This window comes from Solwaraspora sp. WMMD791, from assembly GCF_029581195.1.
GTDB lineage: Bacteria > Actinomycetota > Actinomycetes > Mycobacteriales > Micromonosporaceae > Micromonospora_E.
Map to the genome: position 1 here is coordinate 5,967,490 of NZ_CP120737.1, position 19,830 is coordinate 5,987,319.

Here is a 19,830-nt window from a genome sequence, read left to right on the forward strand (position 1 = left end):
AGCCGGTCCGCCGGGTGAGATGTGGTCGGTGCGCACGTGCGCCAGGCGAGCAGGTCCCCGGCGCCCCATCCGATCAGGCGTTCGTGGTCACGGCGCCGACACCGCGGGCTTCACCATCGGACCGGAAGGGCGACTGGAAAACGCCAAATGGAGCTCGCGTTCCACTCGATGTCGTCTGGATCGACAGCCAGTCGCAGGCTCGGGAACCGGTGCAGTAACGCCCCGATCGCCACCTGCAGCTCCATACGAGCCAGCTGAGCTCCAGGACAACGGTGTGGGCCGTACCCGAATGTCATGTGCGGCTTGGGTGTCCGGTCCACATCGATCTCGTCCGGCTGAGGGAAGACCTCGCCGTCTCGGTTCGCGGTCAGATACGACACGTGCACAGCATCGCCGGCGCGGATGAAGCGGCCTCCGAGTTCCACGTCTTCCATGGCTATCCGGGCGATGCCGACGCCTTGCCGGAACGGGATGAAACGCAGCAACTCCTCGATCGCCCTCGGAAGCCGCTCTGGGCGAGCACAGATCTGAGCCAGGACGGCCTCGTGGGTGAGCAAGACATAAACGATGTTGCTGATCTCGTAGGTGAGTGTGTCGTGGCCCGCGACCATGAGAACCTGACCGAGCATGGCCAGTTCGCTGTCACTCAGCGGCTCGTCCGTGCTGTCCGCCTGGCACATCGCGCTCAGGAGGTCGTTGCCGCCCTCTCGCCGGCGGCGTGCCACCAGATCCGTGAAGTACTCTCGCAAATCGGCCTTCGCGTCACTTGCCGCAGTGCCGCCCTCAGGCGCAATGGTCATGATCGAGATCGTGCGCCGCCGCAGCCAGTCACGGTCTTGCTCGGGTATGCCGAACATTGTACTCATCACCGCGAGGGGAAGATGGTCGGAAAAGTGCCCAACCAGATCCGCTGGCGCACCCTCGGCAACGAGTTCATCCAGGAGCCTGTCCACGATTTGCTCGGCGTGGGGCCGCAGACGCTCGACTGCCCCGGGGCTCAGACCGCTGGCGATGACCCGACGCAAACGTGTGTGGGCAGGCGGGTCCATGAGGTTGATGGCATCCGGGTGCGCGATGGGCTCGGGTGTCATCCTCGGCAGGTCCCGACCGACGACGGCCGCACGGCTGAACCGACGATCCTCGGTGACTACTTGCACGTCGCGGTACCTGGTCGCCAACCATGCTTCCTCGGTTCCGTACCGCATGCGAATCCGTGCGACTGGATCCTCTTTGAGCAGCTTCGACAGCAGCGGGTCGAACTCGAGCCCGTTGGCGTGGTGGAAGGGACAATCCCGGACTCCAGCGCTACGGAGCGTTTCGGCCTCACTCATGGCCTTGAGTCAGCTTTCGCACATCGTCCTGGGCGTTGTAGGCGTTTTCCCAATGCTCGACGATCCGGCCGTTGCGGAACCTCCAGACTCCGCAGAACGGAATTGCCGCGACCTGCGGATACTGCGTGCGTATGGTGCCGAGCACCGTCCCGAAGCTGTCGTTGGCGCTGATACTCTCCACATCCATCACCATCGTGCCGCGATGGGACTTCAACAGTGCGTCCTGTCGGGCCAGGACGGTGGCTTTCCCGACCAGGTCGCCTGGATCACTCGCGGTACGCCAGGCCGGGTGCAGGACGATGTCGTCGTCCGCGTAGTCCCCCATGGTGGTGACGTCCGCATAAATCGTTCGCAGGATGCCCACGTGGGGGTGCTCGTCAGGCTGGATCCGGGTCGGTGCCGTGGGCCGCTCAGGTGCCTCGTCCTTGCAGAGTTCGTCGATCTCGTCCCACTTGTCCTCGTCTAGCACGACTTCCAGCGCCCGCATGTTCTCCGTCAGGTGTGCGATTGACGTCGTTCCCGGGATCGGCAGTGTCCGGGGCGAGTCGCGGAGTAGCCAGGCAAGTGCGAGCTGAGCGGGCGTCACCCCGACATCGTCTGCGATTCTCTTCAAAGCGCCCGGCGATGCGAGGAGGCGACCGCTGCCCAGGGGCCAGTAGCAGATGTAGGCGATGTCGTGTTTCTCGGCGTATCGGACGACATCCTCGTCGGTCCGGTCGGTGACGTTGTACAGATTTTCGACTGAGGCGATAGGTGCGACGCTCGCCGCTTGGGTCAGTTGAGCGATCGAGACTCCAGGCTGCGATGACAGTCCGATGTGTCGAATCTTCCCCTCCACCTGCAACGTGCGCAGCTCCGCCACCTGGTCGACGAGCGGAACCGTCGGATCAATGCTGTGCAGCTGGTAGAGGTCGATACGGTCCAGACCGAGATTGCGTAGGCTCATCTCGACCTGCTGACGTAGATAGGCCGGCCGACCGCAAGCGACGATCCGCCCCTCGCGCCAATCGTTGGGACCGCTCCGCAGCAAACCACCCTTCGTGGAAATGACCAAGTCGTCGGGGTACGGATGCAAGGCCTCGCGGATGATTTGTTCGTTGAAGTCGGGGCCATACGAATCTGCGGTGTCGATGAAGTTGACACCCAGATCGACCGCATGGCGAAGCAATTCGATGGCTGCCTGCGGGTCGCGCGGTGGTCCCCAACACCCCGGTCCGGTCAGCTTGATGGCACCGTAACCGATACGGTTGACCTTGAGATCGCCACCGATGACGAGATCTCTCCTCATTTCAGCTCCCACTGTTCTGATGGTAGAACCTTGATAGGTGGTCAGGCTGAACGGCGGCCACGTGAGCTGCGATATTCGATCCCGAGCGCATTTCTCAAATGGTCGCTCAACATTGCCACGTGCCCACCATCATTTCTGCGGTGATACCGGGACCGAAGCCGGCCAGGAGGCAGGTCTCTCCGTCGACCATTGCAGCCTCATCGAATTTCCGACGGAGAACATCGAGCACTACCGCAGAGGCAATATTTCCATACTCACGTAGTGTTCGGCGGCTGACGTCGAGTTTCTCGGGGTCGATGCCTAGATACAGCGACAGGTCATCAAGGATTCGTGGCCCGCCGGCATGTATGACAAAATGGTCGATCTCATCGATCGACCTTGAGGTCTCCGAAACGAATGCCTTCAGCTCCGGCGCGAGCTGCTTCATCGTCGCGGGAACCCGCTTGTCCAGGAGGAAATGAAAACCGGTCTCCTTGACCATGTAGGAGATCCAGTCCTGCGTATCGGGCACAAGCCTTGAACCGACCCGCTCGATGACCAGACCACTTCGGTCACGGCCCGCCACCACGGCCGCTGCCACCGCGTCACCGAAGAGACCGTTGGAAAGCAGATTACCTACCAGGAGATCGGTCGGCTGATAACCCAACGAGCAGAACTCGCAAGCGACGATGAGGACGTTTGATCCGGGATGGGCAACCGAGTAGTCATAGGCACGTCCGATCGCGGCCCCGCCTGCCGCACAGCCCAGCTGGGCGATAGGAATCTGGACTGCATCAAGGCGGAAGCCGAGCTTGTTGATCATCCAAGTGCTCAGCGGCGGCATGGTGAAACCGGTGCAGGAGACAACGATGATCGCGTCGATGTCGACGGCGCGCAGCCCCGCGTTGTGCATAGCCTCTTGGGCCACCGGCGGAATCCGAGCTGTCGCCTGCTCGACGTAAATCTGTGTGCGCTCGGTGAGACCCGGATGCTTCAAAGTCTCTTGCAACGGCTGAACAATGTGGCGTTTGAGAACGCCGGTGTTGCCGATCAGGCGGAGCGCAAGAGACAATTTTGTGTGGTGAGCATGTACCTGTCGGGTAAGTTCGAGTGTCTCGTCCAGCGTGACGACGAATTCCGGAACGGCAACCGCAGGTTTGCAGAGTACGGGCACTGAGTCTCCAATGAGGTCGTCCCGGCGTTTGCGGGTGTCGAAGGAACCGTAGTTTTTCGACCACGTTCGGGGCGTTGGTGGCCCAGATCCTTTACGATCTTGGGCGCTGTGTACTCTGACTGATGGCTGTCGCTGTCCTGGGTGTGGTTCGGGTTCCGGGCATGGTGCGCGCCCGGCAGCGTGCCGGGCACGGCGCTCAATGCCTCAGGCGATGTGAAGGCGGGTACGGCGGCACCGCCTTGGCGCCGTGTTCGGTCGTGAACCCGATCAACCGCAGGCTCTCCGACCCAGCAACAGCCGATCAGGCGTGAGCCCTCCGTGAACCACATACATGCTGTGCAGGAAGTGCAGCAGGGTGACAAATTCTTCGGCGAAGCCGTGGGCTGCTTCGTCGGTGAACGTTCCCCCGAGTTCGGCCATTTCGACTCGGAGACGTTGCACCAGGGCCGGCCCGTACGTTGAACAGATGGTATGGGTCGAGTCCAGCAGTGGTAGCGAGATCACCGTTGTTCAGGGCGAAAGCCCTTACCCTGACCACCACCTGACCCGGTTCGGGCCTCGGTTCCGGTGCGGTGCCGAGTCTGAATTCTGAGCGCCGCGTGTGATGGACGATCAGCACAGGCACGGCTCTCTCCTCACTGATCCGACGATCCCGTGGTGGCGTGGCCGCCTTCTGCTCTATTCAACACGGTCAAAGCCGTCGATAGCTCAAAGGGGCAGTGCAGACTAGGGTATTTCCCGTGTCTGCTAGAGGTTCGTAGCGGACTCAATGTGGGTACCGCTGGCCTCGCCAGCTGCCCAGAGTGGATCTTTCCTGCTCACCGGGTTGCAGCCCGTCCAGATCCGCCGCCTGGTCAAGCTGGTCGCCGAGCGTGGCGGGGAGGCGTTCGCTGACGGCCTGCCGGCCCTTCAGTGGTCTCTCGACCTGCCGGACCGGGTGTTGCTGGTCCCCGCGTACTGGCGCACGAACCCGACACCTGCGGCGAACTCGGCCTGACTGAGGCCGAGGGCGATGCGGCGGTCATAGCCAGCCGGGCCGAGCTCGATGCGGGCACCTGCCTCGACGACTGGGCGGCCGGTCGCGAGCGGGACGAGCCGACCCTCGGCGTACTGCGGTATCAGCTGGCGGACCTGGGAGCGTACGCGCTGGCGGCGCAGGCCCAGCGGGAGAGCTTGCGCTACGCCGACACCGACTGGGACCGCGCATCAGCCTGGCAGTCCCTGGCCGAGTTGGAGCGCTGGCCGGCGACCATCAGGCCGCCTGGCAGGCGCTGGGTGAGTGCCGCCGGGCTTTGGCAGGCGTGTCCGGCTGGACGGAGGTCGGCCTCGGCCGGATGTACGTCGAGCAGCTGTTCCTGCTGGCCTGCTCCACTGACGGCGAGTTGGCGGGTGTGGTGTTCGCCGAAGCCGACCGGCAGGCCAGCGACGTCCCCAGGTTGCCCCTGGTCGTGCTGCGGGCCGCCAGCGACGCCGCCGACGTCGACCCCCTGACTCACTGGCGGCAGCGGCTGGTACCGACATGATAGGCAGGACTCGTGACCCATGCAGGCGGTCGATACCACGGTGCCGGATGGGTCGTCGACCTGTCCCGGGGCGAGCTGGCCGAAGCGGGCCGGCTCACCAGCATTCACGAGACCTGGCACAACCGGCTGCAGTTCACCACCATCTACGGACTGCTGGTCGAGGTGTTGTGGGCCGGCGCCGCCGCCTCCGGCGACGAGCGCTGGTCAGCCCAGGCGGACACGTTGCTCGCTGGCGCCGTCCGTACCCATGAGGAGTTCGCCGCCTGGATGACCGAGCAGGTGGCCGGCCCGCTGCTGACGTCGTTGCGCTCGGCCTATCCTGCCTACGCCGCGTACGCCGATCGCGCACCGACCGGAACCGGCTGGCCACGTCGCGAATCCGCGACATGGCCAGCCGGGCGTACGGGTGCGGGCTACAGCTGGCCGCCGGTGCCGGTCTGCCAGAACACCTGCCAGGTGGACCAGGATCGCAGCACCAGGTTCCCGTCGTTGTGCAGCACCAGCTCCGGCGTCGGCCCCGCCCCGACGGAGTTCGACGCCCACACCGCCGGCGCGGTGGCGGCCGAACTGGCGTAGACGACCAGGTTGCCGTCGGACTGCATCCGGGTCTCCCGGATGCTCATGCCGCCCACCACGATCTGGTTCGTCCCGGACGACCAGAGCACGCTGTTGGCCGGCCCGTACAGGACCAGGTTGCCGTCCTGCTGCTGCATCAGGTGATAGACCTCGTTCGGCGAGGACATGTAGCGCAGGGTGGTGAGCCGGTAGGAGGCCGGCATGGTGCCGGCGTACGCGAGGTAGCTGTTCTGCTCGGCCAGGCCTATCAGCAGTCTCACCATCGAACCGTCCCAGCGGGCCAGGTACAGGAAACCCTGGTTGGTGACCATCACCCTGGTCGCGCCGGAGCCGTCGGTGTTCGACGCCCAGGCGACGCTACCGTTGGGGCGGTAGACGACCAGGTTGCCGTCGCTCTGCATGACGACCCGGTTGCCGGGCTGGCCGCCGGTGTTGCTGGCCCACCAGTCGTACGGGCCCCGGCAGATGTTGGGCTGGGCCCACCCACAGGGTGACGGCCCGTAGGCGACGAGGTTCCCATCGGTCTGCATCAGCAGGCCGTAGCGGCCGTCGGGGGACAGGATGTACTGGCCCCCGTACATGGTCGTGTTCGCGTTGAGCTGGGTGCCGATCCTGGTCGTGCCGACGAACGCGCCGGTCCGGATGGCACCGGCCTGGGCGGCCGGGACACTGACGACGGCGAGGGCGCCGGTCGCGGCGACGACGCCGGCGACCAGCACCGCCAACCGACGTTTCCACATGTAACGGTGCATCTTGCTCCTCCTTCGGTGCGGCGGGTATCGGAGGAACCTGATGATCGCGGCCCGGCGGTCGAAGCGCGTCAGCCTGACGACATCTGCCGCAGGTCCGCCGCTCGACCAGCGGTGACGACCGGCGGGTCCACCTGCGGGCACGGTCCGCCGCCGATCTCCGGTCACGGTCGTACGGGCATCCGACCGAGCGGATGACACGGACCATCCGAAAGGGAGACGAAGCCGACCAGTAGCGATATCGACCGGCCTGCGGCGGACCACTACCCTGCTGGTGACTTCGATCATGGGAGTGCCAGAGATGTGTACCGGAACGACGACGCACGCCGACATCCGGGTGTCCGTCCAGGACCGCAACGCCCGGGACCGGGCCGCCGGTCATCTGGCCGCCGCCGTGCTGGTCGACGGGGATGCGGTGCTGGTGCCCAACCCGAGGCCCGAACTGCTCGATCCGGCCACTGAGCTGGAGATCCTGATCTTCCCGGCCGACCCGACCGCGCACCTGCCGGTCGAGCGCATCGACGCGTGGAAGTGGAGCCCGTTCCAGCTGACCGGGGCGAAGGAGCCGCTGGCGACCGTCGGCCGGCTGCGCCACCACTCCCGCTACAGCGCACAGATCGGCGAGGTGGACCCTCGCGAACTGGCCGCCGCCACGCAGGAACACGGCGGGGACCTGTGGGCGGCCCTGGACCAGCTCGCGGCAGTGCCGCCCGGGATCGGCGACATCAGCGGCGAACTGCTGACCGAGATTTCCCGCGTCGAGCGCGAGCAGCGGCGTCCGCGCCGGTCGGCGCATCAATTCGACTCGTACGATCAGCTGGTTGGCGGTTTCTGCGTCTTCTTCTGCTTCTGCGGCACGCACGGCACCAAGTAGCCGGTGATGCCGACCGTCGTCCCGGCCGTCACCCGGCGGACCGTACTGCTCGACACGCTGTTGGCGTTCGGTGTCGGCGTGCTGGACGTGGCGCTGTTCTCCACGGTCGGCGCCAACCTCGACGGCAGCGACCCCCGGTCGCTGCACCCGCTGATCATCACGGCGTACGGCCTGTTCGGCGCGGTGGCGCTGATCGGGCGGCGACGGTACCCGGTCGTCGTACTGGCCCTCGCCTGTCTGCACGCGCTCGTCGGGACGGCGCTGGTGGCCGGCTACCAGCCGGTCATCGCGCTGCTGGTGGCGGTCTACACCGTCGGTGCCTACCGGCCGCTGCGCTACAGCTGGCTGATCGGCCCGGCGCTGCTGCCGTACGCGGTGATCGCCGGCAACGAGGCGTGGCGGGCGCAGCAGGCCGGCACCGGGCAGTTCGGGCCGGTGCTGGCCGCGCTGCTCGCGATCTACACGGTCTTCGTCGCCGGGGTCTGGGCGGTCGGCCACTGGGCGGGGCTGAACCGGCGGCGGCTGGTCGCCGCCGAGCGGCGGCGCGCCGAGGCGGCGGCCCGCGCGGTGCACGCCGAACGGCAGCGGATCTCCGGCGAGCTGCACGACATCGTGGCGCACGCCGTGACGGTGATGGTGCTGCAGGCCAGCGGCGCGCAGCGGGTGCTGCGCAAGGACCCGGACCGGGCGGCGACCGCGTTGGAGCAGATCACCGCGCAGGGTCAGCAGGCGATCGGTGAGCTGCGCCGGATGTTGACGCTGCTGCGCGACGACGAGCCCGACGGAGAGCCCGCCGGAGAGCCCGACGACGAGCCCGCCGACCGGACCGACGACCGGGACAGCGGGCCGCAGCCCGGGTTGGCCGACCTGCCGGCGCTGCTGGACCGGTTCCGCGGCCTCGGGCTCACCGTCCACTGGGAACACACCGGCACGGTGCAGGCCGTGGACCCCAGTGTCGGCCTGGCCGTGTACCGCACGGTGCAGGAGGCGCTCACCAACGTGGTCCGCCACGCCGGCCGTACGGCGCCGGCCACCGTACGGCTCGACTGGCAGCCGACGCAGCTGTCGGTCACCGTCACCAACCAGCAGCCGACCGACCGGACCACCACGGACCCGGACGGGCCGGTCGTCGGGCTGTCCACCGGCAACGGGCTGGCCGGCCTGCGGGAACGGCTCCGGCTGATCGGCGGGCACCTGGCGGCTGGTCCGGCTGCACCTGCCGGAGCCGCCGCGTCCGCCGGACCGGCAGGGTCCGCCGGACCGGCAGGGTCCGCCGGTTTCCAGGTGGCCGCGACGCTGCCGGTGGCCACCCGGCCGGCCGCCCTGCGGCTGACCGCCGACCCGGGGGAGCCGGCATGAGCATCCGGGTGCTCCTGGTCGACGACCAACAGCTGGTCCGCTCCGGGATCGCGATGCTGCTGGCCGGTGAACCGGACATCGAGATCGTCGGCGAGTGCGCCGACGGCGCGTCGGCGGTCGCCATGGCCGCGGCCCGGCAGCCGGACGTCGTACTGATGGATGTCCGGATGCCCGGCATGGACGGCGTCGCCGCCACCCGCGAGATCACCTCGGACGACTTCGCCGCCGACCCCGACCGGCCGGTCCGGGTGATCATCCTGACCACCTACCACGTCGACGAGACGGTCTACGCGGCGCTGCGGGCCGGCGCGTCCGGCTTCCTGCTCAAGGATGCGGCACCGGCCGAACTGGCGCTCGCGGTCCGCGCGGCCACCGCCGGTGAAGCCTGGCTCGACCCGGCGGTGGCCCGCACCCTGATCGACGACCTCACCGCCCGACCGGAGCCGTCGATCGGCGTGCCCGGCCGGCTGTCCGCGCTGACCGGGCGGGAACGCGACGTGCTCGTCCTGGTCGCCCATGGCCTGTCCAATGCGGAGGTCGCCCGTCGGCTGCTGGTCGGCGAGGCCACCGTCAAGACCCACCTGGGCCGGGTGCTGATCAAGCTGGGGCTGCGCGACCGGGCCCAGGCGGTCGCGTTGGCCTACCAGAGCGGACTGGTCGCGCCCGGCTCCGCGCCGTAGCTTGCCTGCGCCCCGCCTCAGCTCAGCCGTCTACTTGAGATACCAGGACTGGTGGGCGGCACCGCTGCAGGGCCACAGGATCGTCACGGCTCCGTTGTCCTGCCGCCCGTCGTACACGTCGACACACTTGCGGGCGTGCCGGTGGTAGAGGTCGTCGACAGAGTTCAGGTGAAACTGCTGGGACGGTGCACCACTGCACCCGGCCAGGATCACCTGCGTACCGTTGGCCGTCGAGCCGTCCCGCAGGTCCAGGCACAGGCCCCGGACCCGGACAGTGCCGTCCGAGTGGAACTCCCAGCGCTGGTCGCGAGGCCGCTGCCGACAGTCGTACAGCACCACGGTGTCCAGTTCACCGGACCCGGTCAGGCACCGACCGGACGCCCCACTGGCCAGCAGCCCGGCCCGCAGCACCGGGTCCGCACCGGCGTCAGCGGGGGGTTGCGCCGATGCGGCGGGGGACGTCGGCGACGCCGCCGCAGCGTCGGCCTGCCGGTCCGGGCCTGCCGGCGACGCCGTGGGACTCGGCGTGGCGCTGGGCGACGGTGCCGCCGGATCGGGCGTACGCGGATCCTCCGGCTCAGCCGACGACGCCGCCGGCTCGCCGGTCAGCGCCACCGCCCCCGGCGTCCCGATCTCGTCGGCCCGGTTCGCGAGGGCCACGGCCGTTGCGATCGTCAGCACCACGGCGACCGTGCCGAGCGCCCCGAGCAGCAGCGCCGGCCGCCGAGGTCGGGTCGGCGGCCGGTCGCCGCCCGGGCCGGAACGCGACACCCCGCCGGCGCCCGTGGTGGCGGCACTGTCGATGCCGACGTCGCCGCTGCGTTCACCCATCGGGGTGCCGGTGACGACGACTGCCGGATCGACATCGGCCCACGGGTCGACCGGATCACCCTGCGACATCGACTCTCCTGACGGACCAGCGACAAGGTACGGGTCGTCCGGGACCCGGACGCGGCGCACCGGGGCCAGGCCACGGTGCCCGGCACAGACAAGGCGCCAGCGGGAGATCCTGCCAATCCGCGCGGGCCGCTGACCAGTTACGGCCGGTGAATCTAGGCGGTAGCCACGTCTGGCTCACCGCCGCCGACCTCGCCTGCCGGGATGTCGGTGAGCTGCGCATGACAGACGGACAGCAGTTGGCGGAGTTGAATCAGCCGTGCGATCTGCCGGTCGATGACCTCCAACCGTCGGCCGAAGGTCTCGGCCGCCTCCGGGATCCGGATGTGTGCCGGGAGGATGTGCTGCGGCAGCGTGTCGCCGTCGAGCAGGTGCAGCCGGTCGCTGAGGGTCGCGATGTCCTCGACGGTGAGGCCGAGTGACAGCAGCTCTCGGATGATCCGTACCCGGGCGACGTCGGCGGGGCCGTACGTCCGCTGCCCGGTGCGGGTGCGCGTCGGCGGTGGCAGCAGCCCGCGTTGCTCGTAGAAGCGTAGCGCTCGTGGCGTCGCTCCCGCCGCTGCCGCCGCGTCACCGATCCGCATTCCTACTCCCGTTGCTGCAGCTCCACTATGACGGCGCCGATGTGCCGACCGTCAGTGACTTGCTGGAACGCCTCCGGTGCCCGGTCGATTCCGGGCAGCCGCACATGCGGGAACTGGATGCGGCCCTCGCGCAGCCAGCCGCCGAACCGCTCGGTCCATTCGCCGAGCATGTCAGGATGGTCGGCGGCGTTGAAGCCGTGCAGGTGGATCCGCTTGAGCACGACCGGCACCAGGTCGAGCTCCACCGGGGCGCTGATGCCCAGACCTTCGGCGGCCAACTGCGCGGAGAGCGCCCCGACGAGGACGAACCGGGCGTGTGGACGGGCCACGGCCACGGCTGCCTGGAGTTGTTCGCCGCCGACGGTGTCGAGCAGCACGTCGATGCCGTCGGGCGCGCCGTCGGTGAGCTGCTTCGCGACAGGTCCCGCGCCGCGCACGACCGCGGCGTCGTAGCCGAGTTCGGTGGTCAGGCGGTCGGCCTTCTCCGCCGAACCGGTGGTGCCGATGACCCGGCCCGCGCCCAGGAGCCGGGCGATCTGACCCGCGAGCGACCCGACAGCACCGGCCGCGCCGGTGACCAGGACGGTGTCGCCGGGGCGCACGTCGACGGCCCGGGTCAGTGCGCCGTACGCCGTCCAGCCCTGCGACAGGTGTGCGACGGGGTCCGCGAGGGAGTTCCCCAGGGGCCGGCATCCGTCGACGGGCACCGTCGCGTACTCGCGCCAGCCGAGGTCGTGCCCGACGAGGTCGCCTGGCTCGAACCCGCTGCCGTCAGGGGCGGTGACGACCTCGCCGATCGCCGGTCCCGGCAGTGGCTCGCCGGGACGTACCCCGGGCAGCCCCGCCGCCGCAGCGCCGATCATGGTCCGCAGCAGCGCGGCGAACACCAGGAATGCGCGGTTGCGGACGAGGATTTCGCCCGGTCCGGGGCGTGGTGTCGGGACCTGCGCGACGGTGAAGTGCTCGGGCCGGGGCAGTCCGTCCGGGACGGCGGCGAGCCGCACCTCCCGGTGAGTCGAGGGTGTCGAGGGCATGACGCGCTCCTTCGCAAAGGGATGCAGACGGCAGCAAGGACGCTGACGGCAGACCGTAGACCTTGACCCGCGCGTCAGGGTCAAGCGAAGGCATCCCCGGGGCAACTGCGCAATTTCTGAAGGGACGTACGGTGATCGACCGGGGACAATGAGCAAGATTCGCGTACGGCATCCGCCGGGCGACGTCCTGCTCCCCGGAGGCGTGCGTGTACCGGCCGACCCTGGACCCCCTGGCCGACTCGTTGGCGTGGAGCGCCCTCGTCGCCGCGCTGCCGATCGTCACGCTGTTTCTACTGCTCGGCGTGTTCCGGGTCCGAGCCTGGCTGGCCGCCCTGGGCGCGCTCGCCGTCGCCCTGGCGGTGTCGATCCTGGCGTACGCGATGCCGACCGGGCAGGCACTGCTGGCCGCCAGCCAGGGGGCGACCTTCGCGCTGTTCCCGCTGGTGTGGACGTTCGGCACCGCGATCTGGATCTACCGGATGACTGTGACGAGCGGGCACTTCGACGTGCTCCGGCGCTCGTTCGCCCGGGTCAGCGACGACCAGCGGGTGCAGGCGATGGTGATCGCGTTCTGCTTCGGCTCGGTCCTGGAAGGGCTGGCCGGGCAGGGCACTCCGGTCGCGATCACCACGGTGATGCTGCTGGCGTTGGGTTTCGGTCCGATGAAGGCGGCTACCGTCGCGCTGGTGGCCAACACCGTGCCGGCCGCGTTCGGGCCGCTCGGCCTGCCGATCACCACACTGGCCGGAGTCACCGACCTGCCGGCGGACCAGCTGGGCGCGATGGCAGGGCGTCAGGTGCCGGTCGTCGCGCTGGTCATTCCGCTGCTGCTCGTCTTCATGGTCGACGGTCGCCGAGGGCTGCGGCGGACCTGGCACATCGCCGTCATCTGCGGGCTGTCGTTCGCGCTGGCCCAGTTCCTCACCTCGAACTACTTCTCGGTGGCCCTCGCCGACATCGTCGCCGGCCTGGTCAGCGCCGTGGTCGTGGCCGTCACCGCACGCAGGTGGTCGCCCCGGCGTACCGACGACGGCGCGGCGGCGGCCCGCGACGGCGGCGCGGCGGGCGTGCCGGACCGCCGTACGGCGACCGTCGTCGACCAGCCGGACGCCCCGGCAGAGGTCTGGCGGGCGTACGCCCCGTACCTGGTGATCGTGGCGATCTTCGGTCTGTCGCAGGTGCCCGTGATCTCCGGCGCGCTCAACTCAGTCACCGTCCTGTTCGACTGGCCAGGTCTGCATCTGCTGACCGTCTCCGGCGAACCGTCGTCGTTGCCGGTCTTCCGGTTCAACTGGCTCTCCTCGACCGGCACCCTGCTGGTCGCCGCCGGCCTGATCACGATGGCGATCCTGCGGATCACCCCGCGCGCCGCGATCGTCGCGTACGGCCGGACGCTGGCGTCGCTGCGGTGGGCGATCCTCACCGTCTGCGGGCTGCTGGCGTTGGCGTTCGTGATGAACGGCAGCGGGCAGACCGCCACCCTGGGCACCTGGATGGCCGGCGCCGGCGGCCTGTTCGCCCTGCTCTCACCGGTCCTCGGCTGGCTGGGGGTGGCGCTCACCGGCTCGGACACCTCGTCCAACTCGCTGTTCGGCGCGCTGCAGGTCACGGCCGCGCAGCGCGCCGGCCTGGACCCAGTGCTGCTCGCCGCCGCCAATGCCTCCGGCGGCGTGATCGGGAAGATGATCTCGTTGCAGAACCTGACGATCGCGGCGAGTGCGGTCGGGCTCAGCGGCCGGGAAGGCGATCTGTTCCGCCGGATGTTCGGCTGGAGCGTGGTGCTGATCTGCGCGATGGCGCTGCTGGTCGGCCTGCAGGCGACCCCGGTGCTGAGCTGGATGGTGCCCTGACGGCGACCTCGCCGGTCAGGGCTGGTCGGCGTCGGCCGGGCCGAGCACCCGGATCGGGTCGCCCGGCCGGATGACGCCGGCGACGACGACCCGTGCGTAGAGGCCACGCAGCCGGGCCTGACGACCATCCTCGCTCCAGACCAGCTTGTGCGCGTCCCGCCCGTAGCGGTGGGCGAACTTCGCGCAACCGTTGTGCGGCTCGGCCGTCACCTCGACGACCGCCTCGTCGCCCACCGCCAGTCGGGTGCCGGGTGGCAGCGCGTCGGTGTGCAGGTCGAGGTCGGCGAAGAGCTGGTCGCCCGCCAGCGCCCAGTCCTGCGGGTCGTCACCGGCGATCAGCCGGACGAAGCGGGAGTTCATGACGGTGAGTTGCCGGCCCGGGTGGGCCGACCCGTCCTCGGTCGCCGTACTGCCTCGCTGTGCCCAGCAGTCGCCGACCAGGCCGGCGGTGACATCGAGCGTGCCCTCGGCGAGCACCTCCCGCTCGTCGACGGCCGGCCGGCGGACCACCAGGTCCAGGGTGCCGGCGTCGCGGGGGGAACGGGCCACCTCGGCGAGGCCGGCGGTCAGCTCGGCGGTGGACAGCTGGCGGGGTGCCATGGTGTGTGCCCTGGCCTGCTCCATGCCCGTCAGTGTCCCAGAGCGTGCCCGTACCGTCGATGGGTTTCCCCGGCCGCCGGCGTGCGTGGACCGGACCGGACCGGACTACCGTGCCGTGCCCAGGGTCGGGGAGGATGTCAGTCGCAGCCCCTATCTGCCCAGGAGGCACGGATGGACGTACGGCACCGGGTCGCCGCCCTCGTCGCGGTCGGCGCGCTGACGCTGACCGGTTGCGGCGACGCGGCCGGCGACGCCCCGACGACGTCGGACGACCCGTCGCCGGCCGCCGCCGCGCCCGCCACCAGCGGTACGGCGGACGGCCCGACGACGTCGCAGGAGCCGGCCGCCGAGAGCCACGACTTCACCGCGCGGACCCTTGACGGCACGACGTTCGACGGACGCAGCCTGGCCGGTAAACCGGCGGTCCTGTGGTTCTGGGCACCCTGGTGCACCACCTGCCTCGGGCAGGCCGACCGGGTCAACGCCCTCGCCGCCGACTACGGCGACCGCGCCACCGTGCTCGGTGTCGCCGGGCTCGACGGCGAACCGGCGATGCGCGACTTCGTCCAGCTGGCGAAGCTGGCCGGGTTCGCGCAGCTCTCCGACGAGCAGGGCGTCGTGTGGAAGAAGTTCGGCATCACCGCCCAGAGCACCTTCGTGGTCCTCGACGCCGCCGGTGAGGTCGTCGACCGGGGTCATGTCGACGTCGACGAACTGCCGGGCACCCTCGACCGACTGCTGGCGGACTGAGTGACCGACGCGCCGCTGGCCCTGGCTCTGGCGGCGGGGATGCTCGCGGCGGTCAACCCGTGCGGGTTCGCGCTGCTGCCGGCGTACCTGTCGTTTCTCGTCGTCGGTGACGGCAGGGCCGGCACCGGCCGGGACGCCGCCATCGGTCGGGCCCTGGCCGCGACCGCCGCGATGACCATCGGGTTCGTCGCCGTCTTCGGTGTCTTCGGCCTGGTCGTGGCCCCGGTGGCCGGCGCGGTGCAGCGGCAACTGCCCTGGCTGACCATCGGCATGGGCGCGCTGCTCGTCGTGCTGGGCGTCATGGTGCTGCTCGGCCGGCAGCTGCCCGGTCTCGGTGCCGTCGTGTCCCGGGCCCCGGGCAGCGGCACGTCGACGCTGTCCATGGTGGTGTTCGGGATGGCGTACGCGGGGGCCTCGCTGTCCTGCACGATCGCGCCGTTCCTGGCGATCGTGGTGACCAGCCTGCGGGCCGGTTCGGTCACCTCCGGTGTGGCACTGTTCGTCACCTACGCGGCCGGGATGGGCCTGACCGTGGCGGTCGCGGCCGTCGCCGTGGCGCTGGCCCGTGACGGACTGCTGCGCCGGCTCCGCCGCGCCGGCCCGCTGCTGTCGCGCGTCGGTGGGGCGCTGCTGGTCGCCGCCGGCGGTTACGTCGCCTGGTACGGCTGGTACGAGATCCGGGTGCTGGGCGGTGCCGACCCCGGTGACCCGGTCATCGACTCGGCGGCGGTGGTCCAGCGGTGGCTGGCGGACCTGCTCGACCGGGCCGGCCCGGTGACCCTGGCCGGGGTGCTGGTCCTGCTGCTCGTCGTCTCCGGACTGGGCTGGCGGGCCAAGCGCCGCAAACGGTAGGCCACCGGCGGCCCGGTCGGCCGTCGGCCGGTTCAGTCCGCTGGCCCCGGCTGGTAGACGCAGGCGCTGGCCGGGTGCGCGGCGGCGGCGATCACCTCGTCCAGCCGGGTGCGGGCCGCGGTCAGCTCGGCGATCCGCGCGTCGATCCGGGCGCGTTCGGCGGCCAGCCGGGCCCGCGACTCCGGCGTGTTGACCTTGGCGTCGACGCAGGGCATCAGGTCGGCGATGGTACGGCTGGACAGGTCCGCCGCGTACAGCCGTTGGATGAGCCGCACCCGGTCGACGGCCGACTCCGGATAGTGGCGCTGACCTGCCGGGCTGCGCTGGGCGACCAGCAGGCCCTGCTCCTCGTAGTAGCGCAACGCCCGCGTGCTCACCCCGGCCCGCTCCGCCAGCTCCCCGATCCGCACGGTGGTCCGCCTCACAATCCTTTGCCTTTGACGTCAACGTCAGGTTTTAGCGTAGCCGGCATGCAGATCTCTGGAGCAACCGCCCTGGTCACCGGGGCCAACCGTGGTATCGGTCGACACTTCGCCGCCCAGCTGCTCGAACGCGGCGCCGCCACGGTGTACGCCACGGCCCGTCGCCCCGAATCCGTCGACCTGCCCGGCGTACGGGTACTGCGGCTGGACATCACCGACCCCGACTCGGTGGCCGCCGCCGCGCAGGCCGCCGGCGACGTCAACCTGCTGATCAACAACGCCGGGATCTCCACCGGTGTGGACCTCGTCGGCGGCGACCTCGACCTGATCCGCCGGGAGATGGACACCCACTTCTGGGGCACCCTCGCCATGATCCGGGCCTTCGCCCCGCAGCTCGCCGGCGGCGCGATCCTCAACGTACTGTCGGCACTGTCCTGGAGCGCCTACCCGGGTGCCGGCGGCTACGCGGCGGCGAAGGCGGCCGAGTGGAACCTCACCAACGCCGTCCGGCTGGAGCTGGCCGCGCAGCAGACCCAGGTCACCGGCCTGCTGATGGCCGCCGTCGACACCGACATGATGGCTGGGTACGACGTACCGAAAAGTGATCCGGCGGTGATCGCGAAGGCTGCCCTCGACGGCCTGGAGGCCGGCCAGTGGGAGATCCTCGCCGATGCGGCGGCCGGTGCGGTCAAGGCGTCGCTCGCCGCCGATCCCCGCGAGTTCTACCGACTGGCGTGAAACCGGTCGGCCAGCAGGGCCGGCAGGGTCAGCAGTGGAACTCGCCGGCGTCGAACACGGCCCGTAGCACGTCGGTCGGCGCGACCAGGATCTTGCCGACCGCGTCCTGCGACACCGTGAACCCGAGGCCCGCTGCGCCGTCGCCCACCACGTAGTTCTCCGCGTACGGGTTGTTCTCGGCGGTGTGCCGGACCAGCCGTACGCCGTACGCCTGACGGAGCGCCGCCGCGGTGCTGCCGACGCCGATGCCGTCGGCAGTGGACAATGGCCCGTCCTCGACGAGGATCATCGCGGCGGTGCCGTCCCCGGCGGTGTGCACCACCACCCCCGCCAGCCGCGCGTTGCCGACCAGCCGGTCCGGGCAGGCCTCGCCGGGTTCGGTGCCGAGACTGCCGTCGCCGGTCAACGCCGCGACACTGGCACCGAGGCGCAGCCCGCCGATCCCCTCCGGCGTGATCAGCAGCTCCGGGCCGGCCGGGTCGGGGTCAGCCGCCGCCGGGTCGGTGTCGTCGTCGGCGGGGGCTCCGGACGGCGACGCCGCCACGACCGGCGGTGTCGGCTCCGGCTGGTTCAGCAGCCAGACCGCGCCGGCGACGACGAGGGCGAGCACGACGACCAACCCGATGACGACCCCGGTCCGGGTACGGCGCATCAGCTTCTCCTCCTCATTGGAACTTCCCGTCGCGCCATGTCAGGGTCCTCTCCTGGGTGCCGGTGGCGACGACCAGCCGGGCACCGTCCTGGGTCACCTGCCCGGCCGCCAGGCCGGTCTCGGAATGCAGGACGCCGAACGTGGTCGGGCCGGTGAACCCGAGTACGTCGAAGTCCAGGAAACCGCCACTGCCGCAGCGGCGGCCGAACACCAGGTCCTGCTCCCCGGCACCACGCACCGTGACCGGGGTCAGCAGTATCTCGCACGCGGTGGTGTCCAGTGCGGTGACGAAGACCTGTTCCCACGTGTCGGCGGCGCAGCCGAACACGAGCAGCCGGGTCTGCTGCGGCTGCCCGGGTTCGACGCCGCCGGGGGTCAGGGCCACCGCGACGTGTTCGCCGACGGCGAGCGTCGAGTCGAACGTCAGGCTGGCGGTGACCGTGCTGCCGGCGTCGACCGCGACCGCCTGCTCGACCGGCGGGCAGGCCACCGCCGGCACCGACTGCGCCCCGGTCGTCGACGTCGACATCGGCTCACCGCCGGTGCCGATGCCGGTGCCGTTCGCGGTCGTCGACCCGTCGTCGAGGCTCTGCCACAGCCACCACCCGCTGACGGTCAGCAGTGCGGCGACGGCCGCACCGGGTAGCAACCAACGACGCGAAGACCCGGAACCTTCAGCCATGACCCCTCGTTCACCTGCGGCAACGCCAACGCCCGGCCACGCTACCGGGCTGGCCGGCGGCAAGGGATCGGCTGGTCAGCGGCACCCGGTGACCAAGTCGCCGGTGCCGGCGGTCGGGTGGACGGCTGTCCCGGCGGTTGCGTGCCCGATGGCGATGCGTCACCATTGCCGACATGATTTCTTCCCACCGGAAGGGCGGTTCCGCCCTCGCGCGATGACCGCGCCCGTGCGGCGTGACGCCGCCCGCACCATCCCCAACGGCTACGCCGATCGTGCCCTCGCCTGGTGGCGGGCGGCCGAACCGATCCGGCGCGAATGGCTCGACCACGGACTCGACACCGCGCCGGCCGACCGTCGCACCACAGAGGACACCGTAGCCCGCCTCTACGCCCGGCACCACCGGCAGCGGCCCCGGTTCCACTGGGTCGACTCACCACACGAGGCATTGCCGCTGGTGGCCGGCCTGCCCACCCACGACATGCTGCACCGTTGGGTCACCGGTCGGCCGCCGCCGGGCGTACCGCCGCTGGTCAGCGACCTCGTCGCCGGGTGGTCCCGGCTGCGCAGCGCGTTGGACGACGGCGCCGACCATCCTGACCTGACCCCGCCGCCGACGACCCGTCGCCGGTCGGCCGACCGCATGGCCGGCGACCACCGGGCAGCCGGTCGCAAGGCCGGCGGCAGAGCCGGTGACGGCGGGATGGACCCGCCAGGGACCCGCTGGCCGCTGCTGCCACCGGCCGAGGCGTTCGCCGCCGGTGTCCCACTGCGGGTCGTGCTGCGCCAGGGCATCTGGGCAGCACTGCGGGTCAGTCTCGCCGACGGGTTCTTCCTGCCGGTTCGCGCGGCGCTCGCCGCAGCGGGTCGGCCGGTGCCCAGTGCCTGGTACGGCCAGCAGGACGCGTACTGGGTCGCGTACCACGACGTGCTGCGCCGCCTCGGTCTGGCCCGTTACCGCCCGGCGGACGAGGCACAGTTCGACGAGTGGGTGACGCTGGCCCGCTGCGCCGGCTGGTGGTGGCCGGGGGAGCGGACCTGTGTGCTCGTCGACCGGCCGGTGGTGCTCCGTACCGAACGGGTGCCGGGTGGTCTGCACGACGAACGCCGGCTGGCGCGCGACGGTGCGCCGCCGATCGCGTACCGCGACGGCTGGACTCCGTCGTCGCGGGCCCAGCCAGGCTGACCGCACACGCGACGGGCGCGGGCAGGAGATCTGCCCGCGCCCGTCGCGCGCGT

At 70.2% G+C, this 19,830-nt stretch carries 20 protein-coding genes and 2 pseudogenes; 10 read left to right on the top strand and 12 right to left on the bottom strand.

Annotation, left to right across the window (positions count from 1 at the left end; translation table 11 throughout):
• Nucleotides 1-110: 110 nt before the first annotated feature.
• The 4 genes and pseudogenes from O7623_RS26895 to O7623_RS26905 all read right to left on the bottom strand — a co-directional run bounded on the left by O7623_RS26895 (nucleotide 111) and on the right by O7623_RS26905 (nucleotide 3,772).
• Complete coding sequence (locus tag O7623_RS26895; RefSeq protein WP_282225736.1) at nucleotides 111-1,331, bottom strand: cytochrome P450; 1,221 nt, start codon at nucleotides 1,329-1,331, stop codon at nucleotides 111-113.
• Entirely contained in the window at nucleotides 1,324-1,656 is a 333-nt protein-coding gene (locus O7623_RS31425; RefSeq protein WP_348775178.1) for a nuclear transport factor 2 family protein, read from the bottom strand. Before O7623_RS31425 ends, O7623_RS26895 begins: the two co-directional genes overlap by 8 nt.
• Nucleotides 1,657-1,770: 114 nt before the next feature.
• Nucleotides 1,771-2,619, bottom strand: a pseudogene (locus O7623_RS26900) (aldo/keto reductase); the annotation flags it as partial.
• Between the two features lie 106 nt (nucleotides 2,620-2,725).
• Nucleotides 2,726-3,772: a type III polyketide synthase gene (locus tag O7623_RS26905; RefSeq protein WP_282225737.1), complete on the bottom strand. Its 1,047-nt coding sequence runs from the start codon at nucleotides 3,770-3,772 to the stop codon at nucleotides 2,726-2,728.
• Between the two features lie 769 nt (nucleotides 3,773-4,541).
• On the opposite strand from O7623_RS26905, the pseudogene O7623_RS26910 reads away from it, so the two are divergent.
• Both O7623_RS26910 and O7623_RS26915 read left to right on the top strand, forming a co-directional pair.
• A pseudogene (locus tag O7623_RS26910) lies at nucleotides 4,542-4,748 on the top strand (IS5/IS1182 family transposase); the annotation flags it as partial.
• 325 nt (nucleotides 4,749-5,073) lie between these two features.
• The gene (locus O7623_RS26915; RefSeq protein WP_282225738.1) at nucleotides 5,074-5,295 is read left to right on the top strand and encodes a hypothetical protein; all 222 of its coding nucleotides are present in this window, start codon (nucleotides 5,074-5,076) and stop codon (nucleotides 5,293-5,295) included.
• Nucleotides 5,296-5,708: 413 nt separating this feature from the next.
• On the opposite strand, the gene O7623_RS26920 is transcribed toward O7623_RS26915, so the two are convergent.
• On the bottom strand, nucleotides 5,709-6,623 hold the full coding sequence (locus O7623_RS26920; RefSeq protein WP_282225739.1) for a hypothetical protein: 915 nt from the start codon (nucleotides 6,621-6,623) through the stop codon (nucleotides 5,709-5,711).
• A gap of 298 nt (nucleotides 6,624-6,921) precedes the next feature.
• Here O7623_RS26920 and O7623_RS26925 point away from each other — a divergent pair, with 298 nt between their 5' ends.
• Genes O7623_RS26925 through O7623_RS26935 form a run of 3 tightly spaced genes read left to right on the top strand, consistent with a single transcriptional unit; the run spans nucleotide 6,922 to nucleotide 9,533 of the window.
• Nucleotides 6,922-7,494 (top strand): hypothetical protein, encoded by a 573-nt coding sequence (locus O7623_RS26925; protein ID WP_282225740.1) that lies wholly within the window; start codon nucleotides 6,922-6,924, stop codon nucleotides 7,492-7,494.
• Nucleotides 7,495-7,500: 6 nt separating this feature from the next.
• Nucleotides 7,501-8,853: a histidine kinase gene (locus O7623_RS26930; RefSeq protein WP_282225741.1), complete on the top strand. Its 1,353-nt coding sequence runs from the start codon at nucleotides 7,501-7,503 to the stop codon at nucleotides 8,851-8,853.
• The gene (locus tag O7623_RS26935; RefSeq protein ID WP_282225742.1) at nucleotides 8,850-9,533 is read left to right on the top strand and encodes a response regulator transcription factor; all 684 of its coding nucleotides are present in this window, start codon (nucleotides 8,850-8,852) and stop codon (nucleotides 9,531-9,533) included. The genes O7623_RS26930 and O7623_RS26935 overlap by 4 nt, the downstream gene beginning before the upstream one ends.
• A 30-nt stretch (nucleotides 9,534-9,563) precedes the next feature.
• Here O7623_RS26935 and O7623_RS26940 read toward each other — a convergent pair whose 3' ends face one another.
• The 3 genes from O7623_RS26940 to O7623_RS26950 all read right to left on the bottom strand — a co-directional run bounded on the left by O7623_RS26940 (nucleotide 9,564) and on the right by O7623_RS26950 (nucleotide 12,048).
• Nucleotides 9,564-10,433, bottom strand: a complete 870-nt coding sequence (locus O7623_RS26940; protein WP_282225743.1) for a ricin-type beta-trefoil lectin domain protein — start codon at nucleotides 10,431-10,433, stop codon at nucleotides 9,564-9,566.
• A 152-nt stretch (nucleotides 10,434-10,585) separates the two neighbouring features.
• Nucleotides 10,586-11,014 carry a MerR family transcriptional regulator gene (locus tag O7623_RS26945; RefSeq protein WP_282225744.1) on the bottom strand — a complete coding sequence of 143 codons (429 nt, stop codon included), beginning with the start codon at nucleotides 11,012-11,014 and terminating at the stop codon, nucleotides 10,586-10,588.
• 2 nt (nucleotides 11,015-11,016) lie between these two features.
• Nucleotides 11,017-12,048 carry an NADP-dependent oxidoreductase gene (locus O7623_RS26950; protein ID WP_282225745.1) on the bottom strand — a complete coding sequence of 344 codons (1,032 nt, stop codon included), beginning with the start codon at nucleotides 12,046-12,048 and terminating at the stop codon, nucleotides 11,017-11,019.
• Between the two features lie 206 nt (nucleotides 12,049-12,254).
• Between O7623_RS26950 and O7623_RS26955 the strand changes: the two genes are divergently transcribed.
• Entirely contained in the window at nucleotides 12,255-13,898 is a 1,644-nt protein-coding gene (locus tag O7623_RS26955) for an L-lactate permease (protein WP_282225746.1), read from the top strand.
• Between the two features lie 15 nt (nucleotides 13,899-13,913).
• Here O7623_RS26955 and O7623_RS26960 read toward each other — a convergent pair whose 3' ends face one another.
• Nucleotides 13,914-14,522 carry an MOSC domain-containing protein gene (locus O7623_RS26960; protein WP_282225747.1) on the bottom strand — a complete coding sequence of 203 codons (609 nt, stop codon included), beginning with the start codon at nucleotides 14,520-14,522 and terminating at the stop codon, nucleotides 13,914-13,916.
• A 147-nt stretch (nucleotides 14,523-14,669) separates the two neighbouring features.
• On the opposite strand from O7623_RS26960, the gene O7623_RS26965 reads away from it, so the two are divergent.
• Both O7623_RS26965 and O7623_RS26970 read left to right on the top strand, forming a co-directional pair.
• Complete coding sequence (locus tag O7623_RS26965) at nucleotides 14,670-15,248, top strand: redoxin domain-containing protein (protein ID WP_282225748.1); 579 nt, start codon at nucleotides 14,670-14,672, stop codon at nucleotides 15,246-15,248.
• Entirely contained in the window at nucleotides 15,249-16,100 is an 852-nt protein-coding gene (locus O7623_RS26970) for a cytochrome c biogenesis protein CcdA (protein WP_282225749.1), read from the top strand.
• A gap of 32 nt (nucleotides 16,101-16,132) precedes the next feature.
• Here the strand turns inward: O7623_RS26970 and O7623_RS26975 are convergent, their stop codons facing one another.
• Entirely contained in the window at nucleotides 16,133-16,510 is a 378-nt protein-coding gene (locus O7623_RS26975) for a MerR family transcriptional regulator (RefSeq protein WP_282225750.1), read from the bottom strand.
• 60 nt (nucleotides 16,511-16,570) lie between these two features.
• Here O7623_RS26975 and O7623_RS26980 point away from each other — a divergent pair, with 60 nt between their 5' ends.
• The gene (locus O7623_RS26980; RefSeq protein ID WP_282225751.1) at nucleotides 16,571-17,260 is read left to right on the top strand and encodes an SDR family oxidoreductase; all 690 of its coding nucleotides are present in this window, start codon (nucleotides 16,571-16,573) and stop codon (nucleotides 17,258-17,260) included.
• Between the two features lie 28 nt (nucleotides 17,261-17,288).
• Here the strand turns inward: O7623_RS26980 and O7623_RS26985 are convergent, their stop codons facing one another.
• Together O7623_RS26985 and O7623_RS26990 are read right to left on the bottom strand one after the other, a co-directional pair.
• Complete coding sequence (locus O7623_RS26985; RefSeq protein ID WP_282225752.1) at nucleotides 17,289-17,912, bottom strand: hypothetical protein; 624 nt, start codon at nucleotides 17,910-17,912, stop codon at nucleotides 17,289-17,291.
• A 13-nt stretch (nucleotides 17,913-17,925) separates the two neighbouring features.
• Nucleotides 17,926-18,594: a hypothetical protein gene (locus O7623_RS26990; protein WP_282225753.1), complete on the bottom strand. Its 669-nt coding sequence runs from the start codon at nucleotides 18,592-18,594 to the stop codon at nucleotides 17,926-17,928.
• Between the two features lie 214 nt (nucleotides 18,595-18,808).
• Between O7623_RS26990 and O7623_RS26995 the strand changes: the two genes are divergently transcribed.
• The gene (locus O7623_RS26995; protein ID WP_282225754.1) at nucleotides 18,809-19,777 is read left to right on the top strand and encodes a DUF6745 domain-containing protein; all 969 of its coding nucleotides are present in this window, start codon (nucleotides 18,809-18,811) and stop codon (nucleotides 19,775-19,777) included.
• Nucleotides 19,778-19,830: the final 53 nt, after the last annotated feature.

Coding starts and splice junctions, on each gene's coding strand:
- O7623_RS26985 (WP_282225752.1), bottom strand. CDS start 17,912: ATGCGCCGTACCCGGACCGGGGTCGTCATCGGGTTGGTCGTCGTGCTC.
- O7623_RS26930 (WP_282225741.1), top strand. CDS start 7,501: ATGCCGACCGTCGTCCCGGCCGTCACCCGGCGGACCGTACTGCTCGAC.
- O7623_RS26895 (WP_282225736.1), bottom strand. CDS start 1,331: ATGAGTGAGGCCGAAACGCTCCGTAGCGCTGGAGTCCGGGATTGTCCC.
- O7623_RS26945 (WP_282225744.1), bottom strand. CDS start 11,014: ATGCGGATCGGTGACGCGGCGGCAGCGGCGGGAGCGACGCCACGAGCG.
- O7623_RS26965 (WP_282225748.1), top strand. CDS start 14,670: ATGGACGTACGGCACCGGGTCGCCGCCCTCGTCGCGGTCGGCGCGCTG.
- O7623_RS26935 (WP_282225742.1), top strand. CDS start 8,850: ATGAGCATCCGGGTGCTCCTGGTCGACGACCAACAGCTGGTCCGCTCC.
- O7623_RS26925 (WP_282225740.1), top strand. CDS start 6,922: ATGTGTACCGGAACGACGACGCACGCCGACATCCGGGTGTCCGTCCAG.
- O7623_RS26995 (WP_282225754.1), top strand. CDS start 18,809: ATGACCGCGCCCGTGCGGCGTGACGCCGCCCGCACCATCCCCAACGGC.
- O7623_RS26920 (WP_282225739.1), bottom strand. CDS start 6,623: ATGCACCGTTACATGTGGAAACGTCGGTTGGCGGTGCTGGTCGCCGGC.
- O7623_RS26990 (WP_282225753.1), bottom strand. CDS start 18,594: ATGGCTGAAGGTTCCGGGTCTTCGCGTCGTTGGTTGCTACCCGGTGCG.
- O7623_RS31425 (WP_348775178.1), bottom strand. CDS start 1,656: ATGGGGGACTACGCGGACGACGACATCGTCCTGCACCCGGCCTGGCGT.
- O7623_RS26940 (WP_282225743.1), bottom strand. CDS start 10,433: ATGTCGCAGGGTGATCCGGTCGACCCGTGGGCCGATGTCGATCCGGCA.
- O7623_RS26950 (WP_282225745.1), bottom strand. CDS start 12,048: ATGCCCTCGACACCCTCGACTCACCGGGAGGTGCGGCTCGCCGCCGTC.
- O7623_RS26980 (WP_282225751.1), top strand. CDS start 16,571: ATGCAGATCTCTGGAGCAACCGCCCTGGTCACCGGGGCCAACCGTGGT.
- O7623_RS26960 (WP_282225747.1), bottom strand. CDS start 14,522: ATGGAGCAGGCCAGGGCACACACCATGGCACCCCGCCAGCTGTCCACC.